The sequence below is a fragment of the Ekhidna sp. genome (genome assembly GCF_965227465.1).
Lineage (GTDB): Bacteria > Bacteroidota > Bacteroidia > Cytophagales > Cyclobacteriaceae > Ekhidna.
In genome coordinates, this window is record NZ_OZ245746.1 from 4,185,340 (window position 1) to 4,205,585 (window position 20,246).

Genomic DNA, 20,246 nt, shown 5'->3' on the forward strand with positions numbered 1-20,246 from the left:
GATGTCAACAGGAAGAATAGCGGTTCGGTATGCTACCCCAATTCTCGAGTTGGCAGTGGAGAAGAATGTGCTTGATAATGTAAAAGCTGATATGGAATCCTTTATATCAGTTTGCGAGGAAAACAAAGATTTTTCTTTAATGCTTAAAAGCCCGATTATTCCTCATCTTAAGAAAGCAGAGATTCTTAAAAAGATTTTTTCAGGAAAAGTGAATGATCTTACGCTCCAGACTTTTGAGTTATTAACGCGAAAGAGCAGAGAGAATCTTCTTGAAGCCATTGCTGAAGAATTTCTTCACCTATATAACATAAAGAAAGGATTGGCTGAGGTATCGGTAACTACTAGCATTGAGCTGGACACTGATATGAGGAAAGCATTTGAGAAGTTAGCAAAAGAAATTTCTGGTAAGGAGCCACTTTTGACAGAGAAAGTAGATCCTGAAATTGTAGGAGGATACATTCTTAGACTTGGCGATCGTCAGCTTGATGATAGTGTAAGTGGTCAATTGAAAGAATTAAAACTGAAATTTTCAAAAAAATAAATAACATAAAATTTCGCACGTTGCGGGATAAACAAATAAAATTATGGCACAAGTAAGACCTGATGAGGTTTCAGCAATTTTAAGAGAGCAGCTTTCTGGTCATAAGACGCAGGCTGAGCTTGAAGAAGTAGGTACCGTACTACAGGTAGGTGATGGTGTAGCCAGAATCTACGGATTGTCCAACGCTCAAGCTGGAGAGCTTTTAGAATTTGAAAATGGGTTAAATGCACTTGTATTGAACCTTGAGGAAGATAATGTAGGAGCTGTGCTTCTTGGAAAATCAAGTGGTATAAATGAAGGGGATACCGTTAAAAGAACGGGTAAGATCGCCTCTATTAAGGTAGGCGATGGTATGTGCGGTAGAGTGGTGGATACTCTTGGTATGCCTATCGATGGCAAAGGAGCAATTTCCGGCGAAACTTTCGAAATGCCCCTTGAAAGAAAAGCTCCCGGAGTAATTTTTCGTGAGCCGGTGAGCGAGCCACTTCAAACAGGTATTGTGTCAATTGATTCAATGATCCCAGTTGGAAGAGGTCAACGTGAGTTAGTAATTGGAGACAGACAGACAGGTAAGACTGCTGTTGTGATCGATACGATCATTAACCAAAAAGAATTTTACGATAAAGGAGAGCCTGTATTCTGTATTTACGTTGCTATCGGACAGAAAGCATCTACAGTGGCGGGAATCGTGGCTCAGCTTGAAAAGGCAGGAGCAATGGATTACACAGTTGTGGTAAGTGCCTCTGCTTCTGATCCAGCTCCTATGCAATTTTATGCTCCAATGACTGGAGCAGCTATTGGAGAGTACTTCAGAGATACCGGACGTCCTGCTTTGGTTGTTTACGATGACCTTTCAAAGCAAGCGGTTTCATATAGAGAAGTATCTCTACTATTGAGAAGACCTCCGGGACGTGAAGCATACCCCGGTGATGTATTCTACCTTCACTCAAGACTTTTGGAGCGTGCAGCCAAGGTGATCAATGATGACTCTATTGCGAGTCAAATGAATGACCTTCCTCCTTCCTTGAAAGGAAAAGTTAAAGGTGGCGGATCACTGACTGCTCTTCCGATCATTGAAACACAAGCGGGTGACGTATCTGCTTACATTCCTACGAACGTAATCTCGATTACCGATGGTCAGATCTTCCTGGAGACTAACTTATTTAACTCAGGAATCCGACCTGCAATTAACGTAGGTATCTCCGTATCTCGAGTTGGGGGTAATGCGCAGATCAAATCAATGAAAAAGGTTTCTGGTACATTGAAACTGGATCAGGCTCAGTTCCGTGAACTTGAAGCTTTCGCGAAGTTTGGTTCTGACTTGGATGCCGCTACTCAACGTACAATTGATAGAGGTAGAAAAAATCAGGAGATACTTAAGCAACCTCAATTCTCACCGATTCCGGTTGAAGAACAAGTTGCTATCATCTTTGCATCTACGAAAGGATTCCTGGATCCGGTTCCTGTGAATAAAGCGAAGGAATTTCAAACTGAATTTATTAATGCAATGAGATCAACTGGTAAGGATGCTTTAGCAGACTTTAAAGCTGGTAAACTGAGCGAAAATGCTGTTGCAAAAACAGAAGAAATCGCTAAGGACATTGCTTCTAGATATAAAAAATAATTAGATAGATGGCCAATCTGAAGGAAGTAAAAGGTAGGATTCAGTCAGTTGTTTCAACTCAGCAGATTACCAAAGCTATGAAAATGGTGGCGGCAGCTAAGTTGAGAAGAGCTCAGGATCGTATCATTCAAATGAGGCCATATTCTCAGAAGCTTTCTGAAATTATTCAGAACGTTTCAGCAGGTGAGACTGACTCAAGTGATAACCCTTATGCGGAAGAAAAGTCGATCGAACGAGTTTTGATCGTTGCTATCTCTTCAGACAGAGGACTTTGCGGGGCTTTTAATAGCAGCGTATTTAAAGGTGCTAAATCACTTATTGCTGAAAAGTACAGTCATGTTGAAGCAGCTGGGAATTTGGAAATTCTACCTATTGGTAAAAAGTCATTCGAGTATTTTAAGAAAAGAAAGTATAAGGTAATCGATACCTACTCGCACCTTATGGCTCAGCTAAATTTTGCTGAAGCAAAAGAGGCTGCCGAAATGGTAATGGAAGGTTTCTTAAACGGGAAATACGATCGTGTTGATATCGTATATAATGAGTTTAAGAATGTCGCCACCCAGATTGTCCGTAAAGAGCAATTTCTTCCCATCCAAGAATTGGAAACCGAGAGCGTTGAAGAAGACTTCTCATCGGTTGACTATATCTATGAGCCTTCACGGGATTTTATCTTTGATGAGCTTGTACCTAAGTCTTTGAAAATCCAGTTTTATAAAACGTTGCTTGAATCTAACGCCTCAGAGCATGGCGCAAGAATGACAGCCATGGATAAAGCTACGGAGAATGCCGATGATCTGTTAAAAGAGCTTCGATTGACCTACAACCGAACTCGACAAGCCGCGATCACGAAGGAAATCCTTGAGATCGTAGGCGGTGCTGAGGCATTGGCTCAAGGCTAATAATGTTCTTTCGAGTATATAGATTAGCCCAAATCTTATCTTTAGACATTGTAATCGGAGTAGTGATTCTACTCCGATTTTTTTGTGTCCAATTTCGAGTAAATCCGGGCTGGGAGGTATTTGTATTGCTAGGCGCTGCAGTATGGCTTATTTATACATTTGATCATCTGAGAGATGCTGAAAATTCACCAAATTCTGCTCGCGAACGATATGTATTTCATAGAAAGTATAAAAAGATGCTAATTGTAGCATCAGCTGTTGTGCTATTAATAAGTGCACCACTTATTTTCTTTGTTCCAATAACTGTTCTTGTTGGCGGCATATTACTCTCGACCTTTTCAATACTTTATCTGCTTATACAACGTAAATTATCTCGACTGTTATTTAAGGAGTTGTATGTTGCTCTTGTTTACTCAGCCGGCGTTTTGTTGGTCCCAATTGTGTTGAGTGGGACATTTGACTTGATTTTATTCCTTCTCCTATTTCAATTAACATTTCTCAATTTGATCATTTTTAGCTGGTTTGAGAAAGAGGAAGATTTAAGAGAAGGTTTCCGGTCTATTGCAACTCAAATGGAGGCCGACAAGCTGGAGAAACTGATGTTTACTTTAGTATCTCTCGGATTAGCGCTATCACTTCTATCATTTGAGATTACTCATATTTATTTTATTGTCGGATTCACTATTTATGCGTCATTGATTCACCTCTCGAAAAGATTCAGAAGGAATTATCTATATAGAGCAATTGGGGATGGTGTATTTTTATTGCCAATAGTTTTTGAGTGGATATAAAAAAAAGTGCCCAGAACGGGCACTCTTTTAAGCGGCGGTGGCCATGGAAGAGTTCTTAATAAGTGAAGACAAAGTTTGTAACCGAACCATAGTAGCTTGAAGATTGTGTAGTTCCCCATGGTAAGAAAGCAAAGACATCTCCTTGATTTACAATTATGCTTTCAGTTCCAGAGGCATTCCCTGCTGTAGAAAGATCCGTTCTAACTCCGTTGATCATATAAGAGAATCGATCTCCATATTGACCAGCGGTGCGAATGATAATTTCCCAATCAAACTCCATCGTTCCATCTGCAGGAATGGTGATTTCTGACACAAATCCACCACCACCACTAGGACAATCGAATGAAAGAGCGGAAGGAGTGAAGTTGTATGATGTTGCAGATCCGTTATTTGTAGAAGTCCAATTTGTACCATCAAAATCTCCGGTGAAACCAACGATTTCGGTTGGATTAAGTCCAAAGTCTTTATCCTCTATTATAATTGGATCTACAGTGAATGTGAATAAGCTACTTCCAGCAAGAGGTACCACAGATAGGTTGTAGCCTTTGGCCGATATATCGGATACTACTCTGGCCGTTCCAATACTCGCTCCTGATGTTTTATTGATTACAGAGAACACATACTCCTGTTGAGAACCTAATGTTGGTAAATAAAGCTCAGGGTAAGGATTAGCGTCATCAACAGTGACTACCAGCCCATTAGGATCCGTTACTTCGATCTTATGAGTAATATAGAAATTCTCAAGGAGGGTGAATGTAAAATATACCTCTTGAAAAGTAACAGTGACATCAACATTGGTTAGTTGCTGAGGTTCAACTACAAAATCCTGGCTTCCAATATAATGACCAATCGTGATGTCATTACTCATCTCATTATCTAAAACTGCAGTATACTCACCGTCCATCAATTCGATTTCCGTTGTAGGGATTGCTCCCACTGCATATTGACGGATGATGTTAGAGGTTCCTTTTTGATAGATAATCATCCCGAAATCACTCAGGTCAAAAACCGGAGCAAAATTTTCTGTTCTACTGTTAATTTCTTCAACAGATAGATCGACCAATGATACTCTTACAAAACCAGGCTCACCTTCAGGTTGAGGCGTTTCTTCTGGTGTACAACTGTAAAAGATACTTGCTGCTAATGCCCAGAAAAGCAGCGTACTAATTTTGAATAATTTGTTTGTCATAATGGTAATTGTTAGTAACTAATTATGACGTAAAATTCCGTGGTTAAAACCTCGAATTGGTCACTGGGAAAGGGTATAAAAAGAAATACCCCAATCGGGGTATCAGCGCCTCTAAAGAGGTAGATCACATGCTTTCAGAAACTAAATAAGATCTCGATCTACCGCCAGTTTGATTAGCTCGGCAGAAGTTTTTACATGCAGTTTCTGCATGATATTTCTTCTATGAGTTTTTACAGTATGTTCACTGATAAACAAAGTACTGGCTATGGCTTTCGTATTCTTACCTTCTGCAAGGCATGAAATAATTTCAATCTCACGTTCTGAAAGCTCTTGAGTCTCCTGGCTTTTGGTGGTTTTTCCACGGAAGTAATCGAATACCTGATCGGTAATTTTCGCATGGAAATAATTTTTGCGCAGGCTGGTATCCTTAATGGCTTGAACGAGTTCTTCTTTGGATGCATCCTTTAAAATGTATCCTTGCGCTCCTTTTTCTAAAGCAGCTTTGACCTGTCTCATGGTTTGAAACATTGTGAGCATTAAGATCGGAACATCGTATCCTTTTGATTTCACCAAAGACATGGTTTCAATCCCGTCCAGAATCGGCATACTAATATCCATTAAGATCACGTCTACCATTTCCTCTGCTAATAATGATGGAACCTGATTGCCATTCTTCGTATAGCTAACTATCTCTATTCCGTCCTGCGGTTTGAACATGGATTGCATGCCTTCAGCAAACAGATCATGATCATCTACTATCATTACCTTAATCATGGTTCTTCTATGCTTAATTCTGTTTTAATCACTGGCAAATCAATGCTTACGGTGGTTCCTGAGCGCATGTCGCTATCGATGCTCATTTCTCCATCCATTTTCTCTACCATTTCCTCAAGGCTATCCAACCCAATGCCTTTAGAATCCTTAATAAGTGCCTTAGAATTGAAACCTTTTCCATTATCCTGAACCAGGATATTGACTATTCCTTCATCTTCAAATCCTGTCAGTGAAATTGAAAGCTTGGTTGCGTTCGCATGTTTGAGCACGTTGCTAACCAATTCTTGTACAATGCGATAAACTAAAATCTCATTCTGAGACTCGATGTGGACCTTATTTATTGAGGTTGTCAGTTCAATCTTTAATTCATTTGATTGCTTTAGGTGATCAACCAATTCTTTCAGCGCCGGGACTAGTCCGAAGTTTTCGGAAACTCCCATGTTCAGTTCGTGAGAAATGTTTCTAACATCCTGACAAGCTCTGTCTACCAGATTGACGATTTTTTGTTGCTTGATAGGATCCTGTATTTCCATTCCATTGAGGTTCACTTTTACAGTTGCAAGCAGGCTGCCCAGATGATTGTGTATTTCTTTAGCCAGGTGTTTCCGTTCGTCTTCCTTTCCTTGCACCATAGCCTGTAGCGCTTTCGTTTCCTGGGACTTTAGCAAGTCTTTTACCCTCACATCATGCTTCGTTCTATCTGCTGCTGCTAGGAGTTTGGTATTCTTGAACCGTTGACGAAAGTATAAAAGGATTATTAAGGCAAGGAGCAATAATGTGATGGCTATAATGATATAAGTTTGCTGCAGTTGCTTTTCTTTTTCAAGTGAATCAATTTCTTTTTCGCGGAGATTTACCTCAAAGTCTGTGCGTAGATCTGCCATTTTTTTGGTCTGCTCGGAATTTTCAATACTGTCTTTGTATGCTACATATTGCTGATGATTTTGAAGAGCTTTTTCATACTCATCATTAGATGAATAAAGTCTGGAAAGCAGCAAAGATGCGTCCCTAATTTGCTCCTTAAGGTCCATTTCTTTAGCCATCCTAAGCCCCCTGTTGAGATGATCAATTGCCTGAGGAATTCTCCCCTGTTCCAGGTAAAGGTTACCCAGTTGATTGTGATAGTCCGCCATTCCAAATTGGTCACCTAGGGGTTTCAACATATCGATGGCAGTGAGTAAATCTTTTTCAGCCTTTTCTATCTTACCGGTCTTCCATAACACGAGCGCCCTGTTACCTATCGAATAGGCCTTACCAATGGTAAGGCCAACAGTGTCAAACAATGGTGCTGCTTCATTGTAATAGAGGAGAGCTGTGTCATATAACTGCATTGAGTAGTATGCATAACCCGTATTAAGTAGATTAATGGCCAGCTCCTGTTTCTTGTTTAGTTTTCTGAAAATGTCAATTGCTTTGTTTTGATAAACGAGGGCATTCGTAAAGTCTGAATTTTGTCTATACGTTATTCCAATTTCTAGGTATGCTTCTGCTGCGAGATCATCGAGATCATTTTCATTGGCCAGTTCAGCACTTTTAAATAGATTTAGGAGAGCTGTTTTAAGCTCTCCTTGCATGCGGTATGCTACACCTTTTGCTGTATAAGCATCTATAATTCTCGAGTTTCTTAAGTCTCTAAAATATAATAACGAGTCGGAATATTTAATTACCTCATTAGGATCTGAAGATAATTGAATAATTGAATGTAAGGCATCAATTCGTATTTCATCATCAATATCGGTCTCCTTGATTATGCTTTTTAGACTATCAACCCTACTTTGATTTTGGGCACATAGAAAGTTAAGGGAGGCAAATAAAATTGTCACTAAACTTACTCTTATCATCCCCCTCCCTGTTGAACTTTAAGTTCTGGATCAATCTTGAAGTAGACATTACTTCCATTTGAGTTGAAACTAAACACTGCATAAAATGACTCCTCTCCAACAGTGCTTGCATCAATTGTAAATATGGAGCCCTTTTTGGACGCTTTACTGACTCCAATGTGATCACCACTTTCCCACTCAAGTCTTACGGCAATAATTTCTGTACTTCCGCTTGAATCTTCACAGTTAATTTTTACTTGGTCGTTTTGATCAGCTTGTATCGTGCCGATTGGTATGTAATAATTCATTCCAGGAGGCACCAACGTTGGTGATTGATCGGTACCTGGGGTTAAATTTTGCACTATACTTTTTACATTAATAGATAATGGTGATGTTAAGGTTTGTTCTGACATTACTTTTAGGTTTTAAATTTTTTCAAAGGGATGAAGATAATGCCAGTTTTGAATACCCCAAAAGAGGTATTAAATAAAATAATCCTTCTATGACATTTTCTTCGCCAAAGGCTCAAACCAATAACTTCAACTTAATTGCTCCATTGTATGACATGTTGGGTAGAATTGTCTTTGAAAAAGCCCTTTTAAGCTCTCAGGAGAAATTTGTAGACACTATCAAAAAAGAGGATACAGTTTTAATTATAGGAGGAGGAACTGGAAAAATTCTTGAAAAAATACCTCATTGTAAGAATGTTGTTTTTTTAGACTTAGCCTCTTCCATGATTCGAAGAGCTAAAAAACGTAGCTGCTATTCTCCTGTTTCTTTCATTCACGCTGACTTTCTCGTTTACGCACTACAGGATAAATATGATGCGATCATTTGTCCATTTTTTCTGGACTGTTTTGAAATCCAGGGGTTGATGAAAGTTATTACAAAGATTCATGGACGACTTAAACCAGATGGAAAGCTGATTATTACAGATTTTGAGAGAAATATCATTAACCCATTCTTACTTAAAGCAATGCTGATATTCTTTAAGCTATTTTCTAAGCTTGAGACGAATAAACTGCTTGATATTAGAACCCTTTTAAAGGAAAATGGCTTTAAGGAAAGCCAAATCTCTTTTTATAAGAAAGGTATTTTCAGTGCACTTTACTACCAGGTAGGCAAAAGGAAACAGTAGTTCCCTGTTTGGCACTAATTTCCAATTTACCCCGGTTTTTTTCAATAAAGTCCTTGCACATCAGAAGACCGATTCCTGAACCTTTTTCCTGCTCTGTACCTGTTCGGGTAAACCCTTCCTCCTTATCCAAAATCTTCTGGATCATTTCATTGGTCATCCCGATTCCGGTATCAATGATCGATACTCTTGTGAGATCAATACCATGTTCTGCCACAATCTTGATCTTCCCATTTTTAGGAGTGAATTTGATCGAATTGTGAATAAGGTTTCTAACCACAAACTCTAGCATGTCCTTATCTGCATTCAATATGGTTTCATCCACTCCGGCTTCAATTTCAATTTTAATTTTCTTCTGTTCAAGGAGAGGTGTAAACAACTTCAATGACTTATCAAGCGCCTTTCTAAGGTCTACATTGGTAGGATTGAAAGTCAAACTATCCTGCTGGAGCTGCGACCAAAGGAGTAAGTTATCCATCAACAATATCAGGTTTTGAAGTGAAAAGCGGGTCTTATCGCTGAGTTCAGAAATTTCATCAGGCGACAGCTTATTATAATGATTGATGAAAAGGTTGAGATATGAATCGACAGTAGTAAGTGGACTCTTCAGCTCATGGGAAATAATGGAGAAGAGCTTCGATTTGATCTGATTCAGCTCTCGTAAATCACTCTCAGAAAGTTTGAGCTGGTTGAGCGTTTCTTCCAATTCCTTCGTTCGTTCTTTTACTTGTCGTTCAAGCTCATCTTTTTGTTTTTCAGCCAGTTGCTTTTTCTCCATTTCCTTTTCACGAGCGATTTTTTCTTTCTCAATCGTTTCCAGTGCCAACATCTTTCTTGTTCGGTTAAGTCTATCAGAAAGACCTAGTGAAAACAAAACCACCTGTGCAACCGCTCCAATCTGGATGATATAGCGGGTTAAAAAATTGTCCGGTAAATAGTGAAGCTCCCGGAAAATGAACAGGATACCTCCAATATTGAATAGCGCAAAAGCAACCAAAAACCAAAGAGCTGGCTTATAACCCCTCAAGTAGACGATCACACTAGCGATGGTAATGGCTGACATGGTGACTGCTCCAAGAAATCCAATTACATGATTGGTTTCCACGAGCCAGTCTTTTATTTCCAGCCAGCTTATTAGCCACATCACTATGGGTGTTAAATAGAGTAGAAGCAGAATGGTAAAGAAAGTATTCCATCGGGGAACATATTGATCAGTATGAAGATAAGTCTTGGTAAACAATATTCTGCTGATGTTCGTGAGCGGTATGATCAAGGCAAAGACATAAGCATTCCAGTGGGGTCTTGACGGCCAAAAGTGCTCGAATGTAAATCCGTAATAAAAGGCCATATACAAAGCAAAACCTACAATGGAAAGCACGTACCACAGATAGCTTTGATCCTTTACAGCCATGTAGATCATAAGGTTGTAAAGGGCCATTACGATCAGGATACCAAAAAACAATCCATGCGCAATAAATCTTTGGCGTTCTTGAAACCTCCATTGGTCAGGTGTGAATTGATTGACAGAAGCCACCTCCAATTCAAAAAGCGGATGATCTCCTTTGAGTTTTACCAATAAGGAATCACTTGTTGTATGGATGATATTCTTGAAAGAGAAATAGCTTTTATTAATACCTGGAATCATTGTACCTGTGCTGTGAATACCATCATCTCCATAAGCTACCACATGGCTCCAGTTTGGTAATTCCACGTATCGATTCTCAGGATTTAGATCAATTTTTGTCCAATACCATTCTTTATTTAAAAACTCATTAGAGTCTGCTGGTTGTTGCAATAGACTATCGAGAAAAAGGGCTTGGGCCTGGAGTATAAAAACCGCAGTAAATAGAAAAATATACGTACAAGCTCGCCCCATCAGAATGAAATAATTGACCTGCAATATAATCGTGACTGATTTAGTTACGAATTTGCGTTTACTTTTGAAGAATGTCAGAGGGGAAAACTAAAGTACTCATAGCCGAAGATGATTTTGTTGTCGCAAAGAACTTGAGAATTACACTTGAGGAGCGCGGCTATGAGATATTAGGTATCAGAGAATCCGGTGAAGAATTGCTCCAGTCGCTGAGCAAACAACCCACTGATATTGTCATCATGGACATCAATCTGGCAGGATTGATGGATGGGATAGAAGTTACTTCACTGATTAAAAGTAAAACGAATACTCCGGTATTATACCTTACTTCTGACAGAGACCATGCAACGCTTGAACGAGCAAAACTGACCAATCCGGATGGGTACTTGATCAAACCTTTTGATGATGATGAGTTGGTTTCAGCCATTGAAATCGCCCTGCACCGACATCATTTGGCTGCCGGAAACCAAAAAGAGGACACAGTAGTCAGTGAGTCTCATCTTTTTGTGAAAGTGAAAAACCGATTGGAAAAGTTAAAGTTTGAGGATACCAGATACATTGAGGCCAATGATATTTACTCCATCCTGATGACCAGTCAAAATAGCTACATCCTGAGCTATTCTTTAAAAACCCTTGAGGAAAAACTCCCGGCATCCAGATTTATGCGTGTGCACCGCTCCTACATTGTGAATGTAGAGCACATACAGGCGATAGAGGATAATTACATACAAATTGCTGATAAGAGCATTCCTATTGGAAAAACCTACCGTGAGGACCTCATGAAGCGCCTTTCGATAATATGAAATTTTAAATTTCAACACTTTGTCAGAAGTGTATATTGACTTTTATTTAAAAATCCGGCGATTTATTGCGGATTTTTCCTTCACCACGACAAAGGTTCTGTTCACCTTAAAAAAACCTTCTTTCACCTGAGTTCAGTTGCCAAAGCGCCTGAATAAGTAAAAATTGGTAGCTGGATTAAGTGAAAATATGGCTTCAGCAAGTTTTACTGAATATGTTTGGATAGCAGTAATCGCCTACATGGCGCTGATTCTGTTCTTTGTTATTAGAGGAGCCATTCAGACTAAAAACATCTCAGATTACGCACTAGGTAATATTGCTTTTTCCCCGATAGCAGTTGGGCTGGCACTTGCGGCTTCTATGACCAGTGCAGCAACATTCATCATCAATCCAGGATTTATTGCCTACTACGGAATCAGCGGATTTCTTTCATTCGGATTAGTGCTGTCCATTTCATCACTGGTATCATTGATAGTGATTACCAAAGGGTTTCGGAAGGTAGGAACTTCAGTAAAAGCGCTAACCATGGCTCAGTGGATTGGTAGCAGATATGAAAATAAAACCTACGCACTCTTTTTTGGTTTCGTATCCTTGTTACTCATCACATTTATCGTGCTGATATGTGTTGGCCTGAGCAAACTCTTATCAAAAGCATTGAATATAGAAGAAATCTATATTTTGATTTCGGTGGTGGTATTTGTGTTTGGATACATGATGTTTGGTGGAGCAAACTCCATGGTATACACCAACATGATTCAGGCCTCTCTGATGATCGTGGTTGCTATCATTTTGCTTACTTCCGGTTACGAACATTTCTCCGATGGTATCTCAGGATTTTTAGCAAAACTTAAAGCAATTGACCCTGCCCTTGCAGATGGGACAAATCCGCAAAGTCCATTATTCAGGGACTATTTTGAAATAATTTTTTGTCAGGTTGTGGTTGGGATAGCGATTGTATGTCAGCCACATATCATCACTAAATCGCTTCTGTTAAAAAATGATAATCAGGTAAATACTTACCTGATCGCAGGTGTAATTGTTGAATTCCTCTTCTTCCTCGTGGTTTTTGCAGGTCTCTATGCCCGACTGGAGTTTCCGAATCTCACAGATGATGGCAGCCTGCTCAGCCTCGATGGGGTACTTTCAGCTTATGTTGTGAAAAAATTTACCGCCGGTATTGGAATCATTGTGGTCATGGGACTGATATCAGCGGGTCTTTCTACTTTAGAAGGCTTGATCCAAAGCCTAAGCACAACAATCACACAAGATGTTATTCGTCCCATATTTGGTGAGCCGAGAATTCAGCCGGTCATCCTGAATCGACTCACAATCATATTCTTAGCAGTTGTTTCTTTTGGATTCAGCTGGCAACAACTGGTTTCTCCTGATTTGAGTGTCGGAATTTTTGCGCAAAATGGTGTCTATGCCTATTTCTCTGCTGCTTTTGTGCCCGTTCTTTTTGGAACTTTTCTAAAGCAAGTGCCGGTGCATGTGCCATTTTTGAGTTCAGTATCTGCCATAATTATTCATTTTTCAGTTTATTACGGCAGGCTTACGCCGTACATGCAGGAAGAAGTAAGAAACCCGGCCATCGCTTCCACACTTGCCATTTTAGGTTCGCTCGCCATAGCTCTGATATTACATACTTATGCGAAATCAAGACGAGAAAAAGTTTCAATCGCATGAAGAACCTGATCACGATATCGACCCTGGTTTTTGCACAATTCACTTTCGCTCAAAATGATGAATTCATGCCTACCTATAAATATGACATAAAGAAGGTCACCATTTTCGATGACATTGAGATCGCCTACCTGGATGAAGGAGCAAAGGATGCACCTGTAATTGTGATGGTGCATGGGCTGGGTGGTTATATAAAAAATTGGTACCCAACAATTGAAGGATTAAGCGATGAATATCGATGTATAGCGCTGGATTTACCAGGATACGGTCAGTCTACTTTGAGGCCTTTTGATGAAGAAGATTACATGGACTTTTTCGCTCGCTCACTTGATGCTTTTGTGAAATCATTGGAGCTAGATAATGTAATTCTGATGGGCCATTCCATGGGTGGGCAGGTCAGTATAGTAACGGCGCTAGAGAATCCGCAATGGCTGGGTCGATTGATACTAGCTGCTCCGGCAGGTTTTGAAACATTTACGGAAGAAGAGGCTGCAACGCTAGCGCAATTTTCAAGTGCTGCAGTTTTGATGAGCCACACAGAAGACCAAATACGAGCTGCCTACAAGATCAACTTTGTGAATATGCCGCCTTTAGCTGAGGAAATGATTCAGGATCGGATCAAAGCCAAAGAAGCTCCATGGTTTAAGGATTATGCCAAAGTAAGAGAGATGGGAGTCAAAGGGATGCTATCTCATCCCGTTTTTGTGGAGCTGGACCAGATCAAGGTTCCAACCTATGTACTCTTTGGCGAGAAAGATTTTTTGATACCTAATAGATACCTGCATGCAGGAATGGCCACCCAGCAAGTGGCTGAAGTGGGAAATAAAATACCTAATGTTAAAATTAAAATGATTGAAGCTGCCGGACACATGTTACAAATGGATAATCCGGCGGGCTTCAATCGAGCTGTTAAACAAATGCTAACAAACTAAAGTTATGAAAAACCTGTACTTAACCCTCGTTTTAACGCTGCTTTCTGCGAGCATATTTGCTCAGGGAGGAAGCATTACCGGTACTGTCACGGACAGTGAGACTGGCGAAGCACTCATTGGAGCCAATGTAGTGATAAAAGGAACTACAAATGGCGATGTTACTGACCCAAGCGGAAAGTTTGAGATCAAAGGATTGGCAAATGGCACGTATGTGGTGGTTGCCAGCTATGTAGGATTTCAGGCCATTGAACAGTCTGTATCAGTCAGTGGATCAGCTGTCACTGTAGATTTTCAACTGGAAGAAGGAACTGTATTTGGTGAAGAGGTTGTAATTTCAGGAAGTCGTCAGCCGGAAAAAATTACTGAGACACCTGCTACTATCGAGATTATTTCAAGCAAAGACCTGGAAAACTGGGGTTCATTTAATACTGGCGAATTGCTATCCAGATTGAAGGGAGTTGATTATATCCGTTCAGGTGTGGTTGGAACCGGGATTAATGTTCGAGGCTTCAATAGCAACTTCAATGCTAAAAATGCTCAGGTGACCGATGGTCGATTTTCTAGTCTGGTTGCTACTGGTCTGCCTTTTGGACCATTAAGTCCTCAAATTAAAGAAGATATTGATAGAGTGGAGGTAATCCTGGGGCCAAACTCAGCGCTGTATGGACCTAATGCTCACAATGGTTTAGTGAATATTATCACTAAAGATCCTCGAGCCTCTGAGGGAACTACCGTAGCACTTGGTGCAGGGAACCAAAATGTATTCACAAGTAGATTGCGACACGCGCAAATCCTGAACGACAAATTTGCTTTCAAACTGAATTTTGAATATACCCGAGGTGAGGAGTTTCAGTTTGCTGACTCTGTGTATATAGACAGAACTGATAATAGTGGAAATGGAGGTCCTGATGGCATCAAAGAAGGTTATGAGGAATATGATTTAGATAATGAATTCGAATTTATCAAAGGGGGTTTAGGCCTTTATTATACCTTGAATGATGATTCTGACCTGATCTTTTCATACGATGCAAGTAACAGCACATACCTTTCTCCAACCAATGTAGGGCGAAATGAAATTATCGACTGGAAAATTCAGACATTTCATCTACGGTATGTTTCACCGAGAATTTTTGCACAAGCATATTTAAGCTTGAGTGATACCAGAGATACTCATTCCCTGGATGACAGAACCAAGGCATACTGGGCATCACGAGATGGAGGAGCCTCAGAGGCAGAAGCAGCAGATGCATCACTACAATCAGGAGCTCGTTTTATAGACGATTCCAAAAGATGGAATGGTGAAGTACAGTATAACAATAACTGGGGAGCCTTCAACTTTGTGACTGGCGTTCAGTTTCAGCGGGACATGGCTAATTCACACGGAACCTATCTACTTGATGAAAATGAGGATGATTTCATAACTGTTGATCAAATCGGATGGTATGGTCAGGGTCAATACGCGTTTGGAAGTGGATTCAAAGGGACAGTTGCTTTGAGGGCAGATAATCATGACGTGTATGGTTTCAACTTCGTACCTAAGGTGGGGTTGACCAAAACAGTAGAAAGCGGGACATTCCGTATTACATATGGTCAGGGAGTTGCCGCACCAACAATTCTAAACATGTATGGAGACCTGTTTGGAGGCTTGATCCTTGGAAATGCAGAAGGATTCACCTTGACAGATGGATCCAAAGTTGAAAAGCAGAGCATTGAAAAACTTCAGACGTATGAAGTTGGCTATAAAGGGAGCATTGGCTCAAAGAAGCTTTATGCTGACGTGAATGCTTATTACAATATTTCTGAGAACTTCTTGAGTCCAGTAACAGTAGTTGGCGTAACAACACATAGAGGAGATACACCAATTGAAGACGTTCAGTCTGCATATGGTGTTTATGGTGGTTTGGTTGCTACCTATGTAAACTTTGGTAAGTTCAACACCTATGGTTTCGACATTGGCTTAAACTATTTGGTTAATCAGCGCATTACACTAGATTTCAATTACTCCTACTTCGATTATCCAATAGATGAAGATAAGCTTGAGAATGACTTCAATGGAGATGGAACAGTAAATAAACTCGATCTACTTGTGAATGCTCCAAAGAACAAGGCCAGCTTTGGAATCAACTACAACAAGGATAAAATCTTTGGAAATGTATTTGTAAGATGGGTAGAGGAATACGACTATTTCTCCAGTTTCCAAATTGCTGCAGCAACACAAGATTTAACCTACAGAGGTACACCTATTGTAGAAGACGCAAGAAGTACAGATTCGTATAACTACGGTCCTTTAGCTGGTTTTGTAAACGTTGATTTAGGATTCGGATATAGAATTACGGATACATTCACTAGTTCGATTGCTGTTACAAATCTTTTTGATAGTGAATACCGAGAGTTCACTGCGTCTCCATTCATTGGAAGACTATACAGCATAGAATTAAAACTTGACCTTCCGGGAAAATAAGTAGTAGAGTTGTGCAAAATAGAGGCCGGTAGCATCTAGTTATCGGCCTTTTAATACTGATTAAATGAAAAGACTAGAAAATAGAGTGGCCATCGTTACAGGCGGATCAAATGGTATAGGAAAAGCGACCTGTCAAAAGTTTGCTGCTGAAGGAGCCAAAGTGATTATTTGGGATCTGAATGAAGAGGCGGGCAATCAGTTGGCCAGCGAGATTGACGGAGCGTTTCAGAAAGTGAATACTGCAGATTATGAAGCAGTTGGAAAAGCTACAGAAGCGGTCATTGAAAAACATGGTAAAATTGACATTCTCATTAATAATGCCGGAATTACAAGAGATGCTACATTGAAAAAAATGACACCTGACCAATGGCAACAGGTCATTGATGTGAATCTCACGGGTGTTTTCAATTGTGGAAAACACATTCAGTCACACATGACAGAAGCGGGCTATGGGCGAATTGTAAATACGTCATCCGTAGTGGGTATCTATGGAAATTTTGGTCAATCCAACTATGTAGCCACAAAGGCCGGAGTTATTGGATTAACGAAGGTGTGGGCTCGAGAGCTTGGCAGAAAAGGAGTTACAGCCAATGCTGTAGCGCCGGGGTTTATTGCCACAGATATGGTGATGGACATGCCGGACAATGTCATTGACATGATGAAATCAAAAGTGCCCACCGGAACTTTAGGTAAGCCGGAAGATATAGCCAATGCGTATTGCTTTTTAGCATCAGAAGAGGCTGGCTATATCAATGGAGCAACAATTAGTGTGGATGGAGGAATGACAGTATAATATGAGAAACGCCAGAATCATTTCAACCGGGATGTATGTTCCAAAAAACATTATCCCCAACACCTATTTTGATGAAATTTTAGGGGAAAATGTTTCGGAATGGCTGGAAGCCAACGTGCATATTAGAAACCGCCGATGGTGTGATGAGGATGAGTCCACAGCCGACCTCTGCATTGAGGCTGCTAAGGTCAATTTAGACCGTGCAGGATTAAAACCTGAAGATATCGACTTGCTGATTGTTTGCACAGACACACCTGAATACATCTCTCCCTCTACCGCATCCAAGGTTCAGCACAAAATGGGTATGAAAAATGCCGGAACTTTTGATCTCAATTCGGCTTGTGCTGGATTTGTCATCGGCCTGGATACGGCTGTGAAGTACATCAAAGCAGACGAAAACTACAACAAGGTGATGGTCATCGGGGCTTACGCAATGAGTAAGTATCTGAATAAACTTGACAAGAAAACCTGCAATCTGTTTGCTGACGGAGCAGGGGCAGTGATACTATCAGCTACTGAAGAAACTGGAACTGGCTACCAGGCCAGCGAGCTACGAACCAAGGGAGAATATTGTGACTGGATGGGCATCTATGCTGGAGGTACGTTTCAACTAATAACTAAGGAGGTGGTCGAAAATAAAGATCACCTCTTAAAATTCGTCAAGCGCTTTCCAAGTGAATTGAACCCTGATGTTTGGTCAGACATGGCCAATGAGCTCGCAAAAAGATCTGGAACAAACGTGGAAGATGTAGATCAGTTCATGTTTACCCAGATCAATATCAATAGCATTTGGGCGACACTTGACAAGTTGGGACTGGATAGAGATAAGGCGCATACGGTGATGCATGAATATGGCTACACCGGATCAGCATGTATTCCAATGGCGTTGGATGAGGCTGTCCAACTCGGGAAAGTAAAAAAAGGAGATTTGATTTACTTTATCGGTTCTGGTGGTGGACTAGCATTTGCCAGTGCTGCATTTAGATTTTAATATCTATGAGCTTTCGAAAAGATTGGATAGAGCGGTGGGCTGAATATGCTCCCATAAAAGTGGCCGTTTCGGATGCTGAAACCGGCGATAGCCTTACGTATCGTCAGCTCAACAATCTTTCTAATTACCTGGCGAAACGATTACAGACGGAAGGTGTTCAGCCAGGTGATCGGGTAGCGGTATTGTCTGAGTTTAGATTGGAATACATTGTTCTTTTGGGTGCGGCCATGAAGTTGGGGTTTATCATAGTTCCGTTAAACTATCGATTGTCGTCAAGGGAGGTTTGCTACATGGTCAACAATTGTGAGCCAAAAATGGTGATCTCGGAAGAAAAGTTTAGCTCATTGATCCATCCTGATGAGTTGGAACATCAGCCATCCATTAGCTGGGACATGCAGAATCTTTTCTCTGAGCTCTCTAAAGTTTTAGGCGATGAAGAGTTTAATGCTAATGACATTAAGGATGATGATCCACTTTTCATTATTTATACTTCGGGTACCACGGGCTTTCCAAAAGGAGCGATCTATTCCTATAAAATGGCTTTTTGGAATGCGATAAATACGCAAATAAGACTGGATATAACCTCTCGGGATCATACAGTCATCTGTATGCCACCTTTTCACACTGGAGGGTGGAACGTTTTGCTAATGCCTTTTCTACTTCAGGGAGGATCATTCACCCTGCTACGAAAATTTGATGCGGCTACCGTGCTGAATTTATTAGAAGACGAGGAGGCCACACTATTTATGGGTGTTCCTACTATGCTCAAGATGATGGCTGATGATGAGTCGCTTAATGAAGTGAGTCTGGAGTCTGTTCGCTATTTCATCGTGGGTGGAGAGGCAATGCCTTTACCACTGATTGAGTTGTGGGAGTCGAAGGGCGTCCCTATCCGTCAGGGTTTTGGACTAACGGAAGTCGGTCCGAATATTTATTCCCTTCATCATGATGATGCCATGAGAAAAATTGGATCTATTGGTACACCTAATTTTTTCGTGGATGTGAAACTAATGAAGCAAGATGGCACGGAAGCGAAAGGTGAAGAAGAAGGTGAGCTCTGGCTCAACGGCCCGGTGGTGACTCCCGGGTATTGGAACAATGAGGAGGCGAGCAAAGAGGCCTTTACAGATGGATGGTTCCGAACTGGAGATATTCTCGTTCGGGATGTGGAAGGATATTTTTATGTAAAAGATCGAATAAAAAACATGTTTATCTCTGGTGGAGAAAATGTGTATCCGGCTGAAGTGGAAAAATTACTTCAGACACATCCTTCTATTCATGAAGTGGCCGTAATTGGGGTTCCCGATGACCGATGGGGTGAGGTAGGCAAGGCGATAGTTGTGGGAAGTTCAGCTTCGTTGACTCAAGACGATATACTTGATTTTTGTGCCGGGAAATTGGCTAAATTCAAAATCCCCAAACACCTGGAACTTGTAGATGAGATTCCCAAGACTGAAAGTGGCAAGATTGACAGAAAAAAATTGAAATCATTTGTAAATACATAGCTTATGTCAACATCTTCCTTAAAGTATGATAAAAGCCACTGCAAAATCTATCTTGAGCAGGACCTAAATTGTATTCGTCTGGTTTGGAATGGCTTTTCTAAACCAGAGGATTTTCAGGACGCCTGCAATTTCGCTTTGGACTTATTGGTTGAGAATAATGCGAGCATGGTGATTGCTGATAATCGAAATGCATCTGTGGTCAGTAAAGAAAACCAGGCCTGGCTCGCCCAGGAGTGGTATCCGATGGCTTACGCAAAGGGCTTCCGCACATCTGCTGTCATTGTTGGGGATAATGCGCTGAACAAAATTTCCATCAAAAAAATTGAAAACTCCCGAACAGGTGGTGAATTCACCACTCAACACTTTGAAACTCTGGAAGATGCTAAAGAGTGGCTCAGGACCATATAGGCCTTACAAGCCAAATCAACCTTGCT

18 protein-coding genes are annotated in these 20,246 nt (G+C 40.6%); 13 read left to right on the top strand and 5 right to left on the bottom strand.

Annotated elements, in window-relative coordinates:
• Position 1 precedes the first annotated feature (1 nt).
• Genes atpH through ACO05G_RS18480 form a run of 4 tightly spaced genes read left to right on the top strand, consistent with a single transcriptional unit; the run spans position 2 to position 3,855 of the window.
• A complete protein-coding gene (gene atpH / locus ACO05G_RS18465; protein ID WP_421764070.1) occupies positions 2-541 on the top strand; it encodes an ATP synthase F1 subunit delta in 540 nt (179 codons plus the stop codon).
• Between the two features lie 43 nt (positions 542-584).
• A complete protein-coding gene (gene atpA, locus ACO05G_RS18470) occupies positions 585-2,165 on the top strand; it encodes a F0F1 ATP synthase subunit alpha (RefSeq protein ID WP_348283405.1) in 1,581 nt (526 codons plus the stop codon).
• A gap of 8 nt (positions 2,166-2,173) precedes the next feature.
• On the top strand, positions 2,174-3,064 hold the full coding sequence (gene atpG, locus ACO05G_RS18475) for an ATP synthase F1 subunit gamma (RefSeq protein WP_348283406.1): 891 nt from the start codon (positions 2,174-2,176) through the stop codon (positions 3,062-3,064).
• 2 nt (positions 3,065-3,066) lie between these two features.
• Positions 3,067-3,855, top strand: a complete 789-nt coding sequence (locus ACO05G_RS18480) for a hypothetical protein (protein ID WP_421764071.1) — start codon at positions 3,067-3,069, stop codon at positions 3,853-3,855.
• A 55-nt stretch (positions 3,856-3,910) separates the two neighbouring features.
• Here ACO05G_RS18480 and ACO05G_RS18485 read toward each other — a convergent pair whose 3' ends face one another.
• The 4 genes from ACO05G_RS18485 to ACO05G_RS18500 form a co-directional block, all read right to left on the bottom strand.
• On the bottom strand, positions 3,911-5,044 hold the full coding sequence (locus tag ACO05G_RS18485; RefSeq protein ID WP_421764072.1) for a hypothetical protein: 1,134 nt from the start codon (positions 5,042-5,044) through the stop codon (positions 3,911-3,913).
• A gap of 141 nt (positions 5,045-5,185) precedes the next feature.
• The gene (locus ACO05G_RS18490) at positions 5,186-5,818 is read right to left on the bottom strand and encodes a response regulator (RefSeq protein ID WP_421764073.1); all 633 of its coding nucleotides are present in this window, start codon (positions 5,816-5,818) and stop codon (positions 5,186-5,188) included.
• Positions 5,815-7,659: a tetratricopeptide repeat-containing sensor histidine kinase gene (locus tag ACO05G_RS18495; protein WP_421764074.1), complete on the bottom strand. Its 1,845-nt coding sequence runs from the start codon at positions 7,657-7,659 to the stop codon at positions 5,815-5,817. Before ACO05G_RS18495 ends, ACO05G_RS18490 begins: the two co-directional genes overlap by 4 nt.
• Positions 7,656-8,051: a hypothetical protein gene (locus tag ACO05G_RS18500; protein WP_421764075.1), complete on the bottom strand. Its 396-nt coding sequence runs from the start codon at positions 8,049-8,051 to the stop codon at positions 7,656-7,658. Before ACO05G_RS18500 ends, ACO05G_RS18495 begins: the two co-directional genes overlap by 4 nt.
• Positions 8,052-8,140: 89 nt before the next feature.
• Here ACO05G_RS18500 and ACO05G_RS18505 point away from each other — a divergent pair, with 89 nt between their 5' ends.
• Complete coding sequence (locus tag ACO05G_RS18505) at positions 8,141-8,776, top strand: class I SAM-dependent methyltransferase (RefSeq protein WP_421764076.1); 636 nt, start codon at positions 8,141-8,143, stop codon at positions 8,774-8,776.
• Here ACO05G_RS18505 and ACO05G_RS18510 read toward each other — a convergent pair.
• On the bottom strand, positions 8,736-10,649 hold the full coding sequence (locus tag ACO05G_RS18510) for a 7TM diverse intracellular signaling domain-containing protein (protein WP_421764077.1): 1,914 nt from the start codon (positions 10,647-10,649) through the stop codon (positions 8,736-8,738). The genes ACO05G_RS18505 and ACO05G_RS18510 overlap by 41 nt on opposite strands.
• A 71-nt stretch (positions 10,650-10,720) precedes the next feature.
• Between ACO05G_RS18510 and ACO05G_RS18515 the strand changes: the two genes are divergently transcribed.
• From ACO05G_RS18515 to ACO05G_RS18550, 8 genes are all read left to right on the top strand, one after another.
• Entirely contained in the window at positions 10,721-11,449 is a 729-nt protein-coding gene (locus tag ACO05G_RS18515) for a LytR/AlgR family response regulator transcription factor (RefSeq protein ID WP_421764078.1), read from the top strand.
• A 187-nt stretch (positions 11,450-11,636) separates the two neighbouring features.
• The gene (locus tag ACO05G_RS18520; protein ID WP_421764079.1) at positions 11,637-13,133 is read left to right on the top strand and encodes a sodium/pantothenate symporter; all 1,497 of its coding nucleotides are present in this window, start codon (positions 11,637-11,639) and stop codon (positions 13,131-13,133) included.
• A complete protein-coding gene (locus ACO05G_RS18525; RefSeq protein WP_421764080.1) occupies positions 13,130-14,062 on the top strand; it encodes an alpha/beta fold hydrolase in 933 nt (310 codons plus the stop codon). Before ACO05G_RS18520 ends, ACO05G_RS18525 begins: the two co-directional genes overlap by 4 nt.
• A gap of 4 nt (positions 14,063-14,066) precedes the next feature.
• Positions 14,067-16,523 (top strand): TonB-dependent receptor, encoded by a 2,457-nt coding sequence (locus ACO05G_RS18530; RefSeq protein ID WP_421764081.1) that lies wholly within the window; start codon positions 14,067-14,069, stop codon positions 16,521-16,523.
• 64 nt (positions 16,524-16,587) lie between these two features.
• Positions 16,588-17,316, top strand: a complete 729-nt coding sequence (locus ACO05G_RS18535; protein WP_421764082.1) for a beta-ketoacyl-ACP reductase — start codon at positions 16,588-16,590, stop codon at positions 17,314-17,316.
• Between the two features lies 1 nt (position 17,317).
• Entirely contained in the window at positions 17,318-18,307 is a 990-nt protein-coding gene (locus ACO05G_RS18540; protein WP_421764083.1) for a 3-oxoacyl-ACP synthase III family protein, read from the top strand.
• 5 nt (positions 18,308-18,312) lie between these two features.
• Positions 18,313-19,812 carry an o-succinylbenzoate--CoA ligase gene (gene menE, locus ACO05G_RS18545; RefSeq protein ID WP_421764084.1) on the top strand — a complete coding sequence of 500 codons (1,500 nt, stop codon included), beginning with the start codon at positions 18,313-18,315 and terminating at the stop codon, positions 19,810-19,812.
• A gap of 3 nt (positions 19,813-19,815) precedes the next feature.
• A complete protein-coding gene (locus ACO05G_RS18550) occupies positions 19,816-20,220 on the top strand; it encodes a hypothetical protein (RefSeq protein ID WP_421764085.1) in 405 nt (134 codons plus the stop codon).
• The last annotated feature ends 26 nt before the right edge of the window (positions 20,221-20,246 follow it).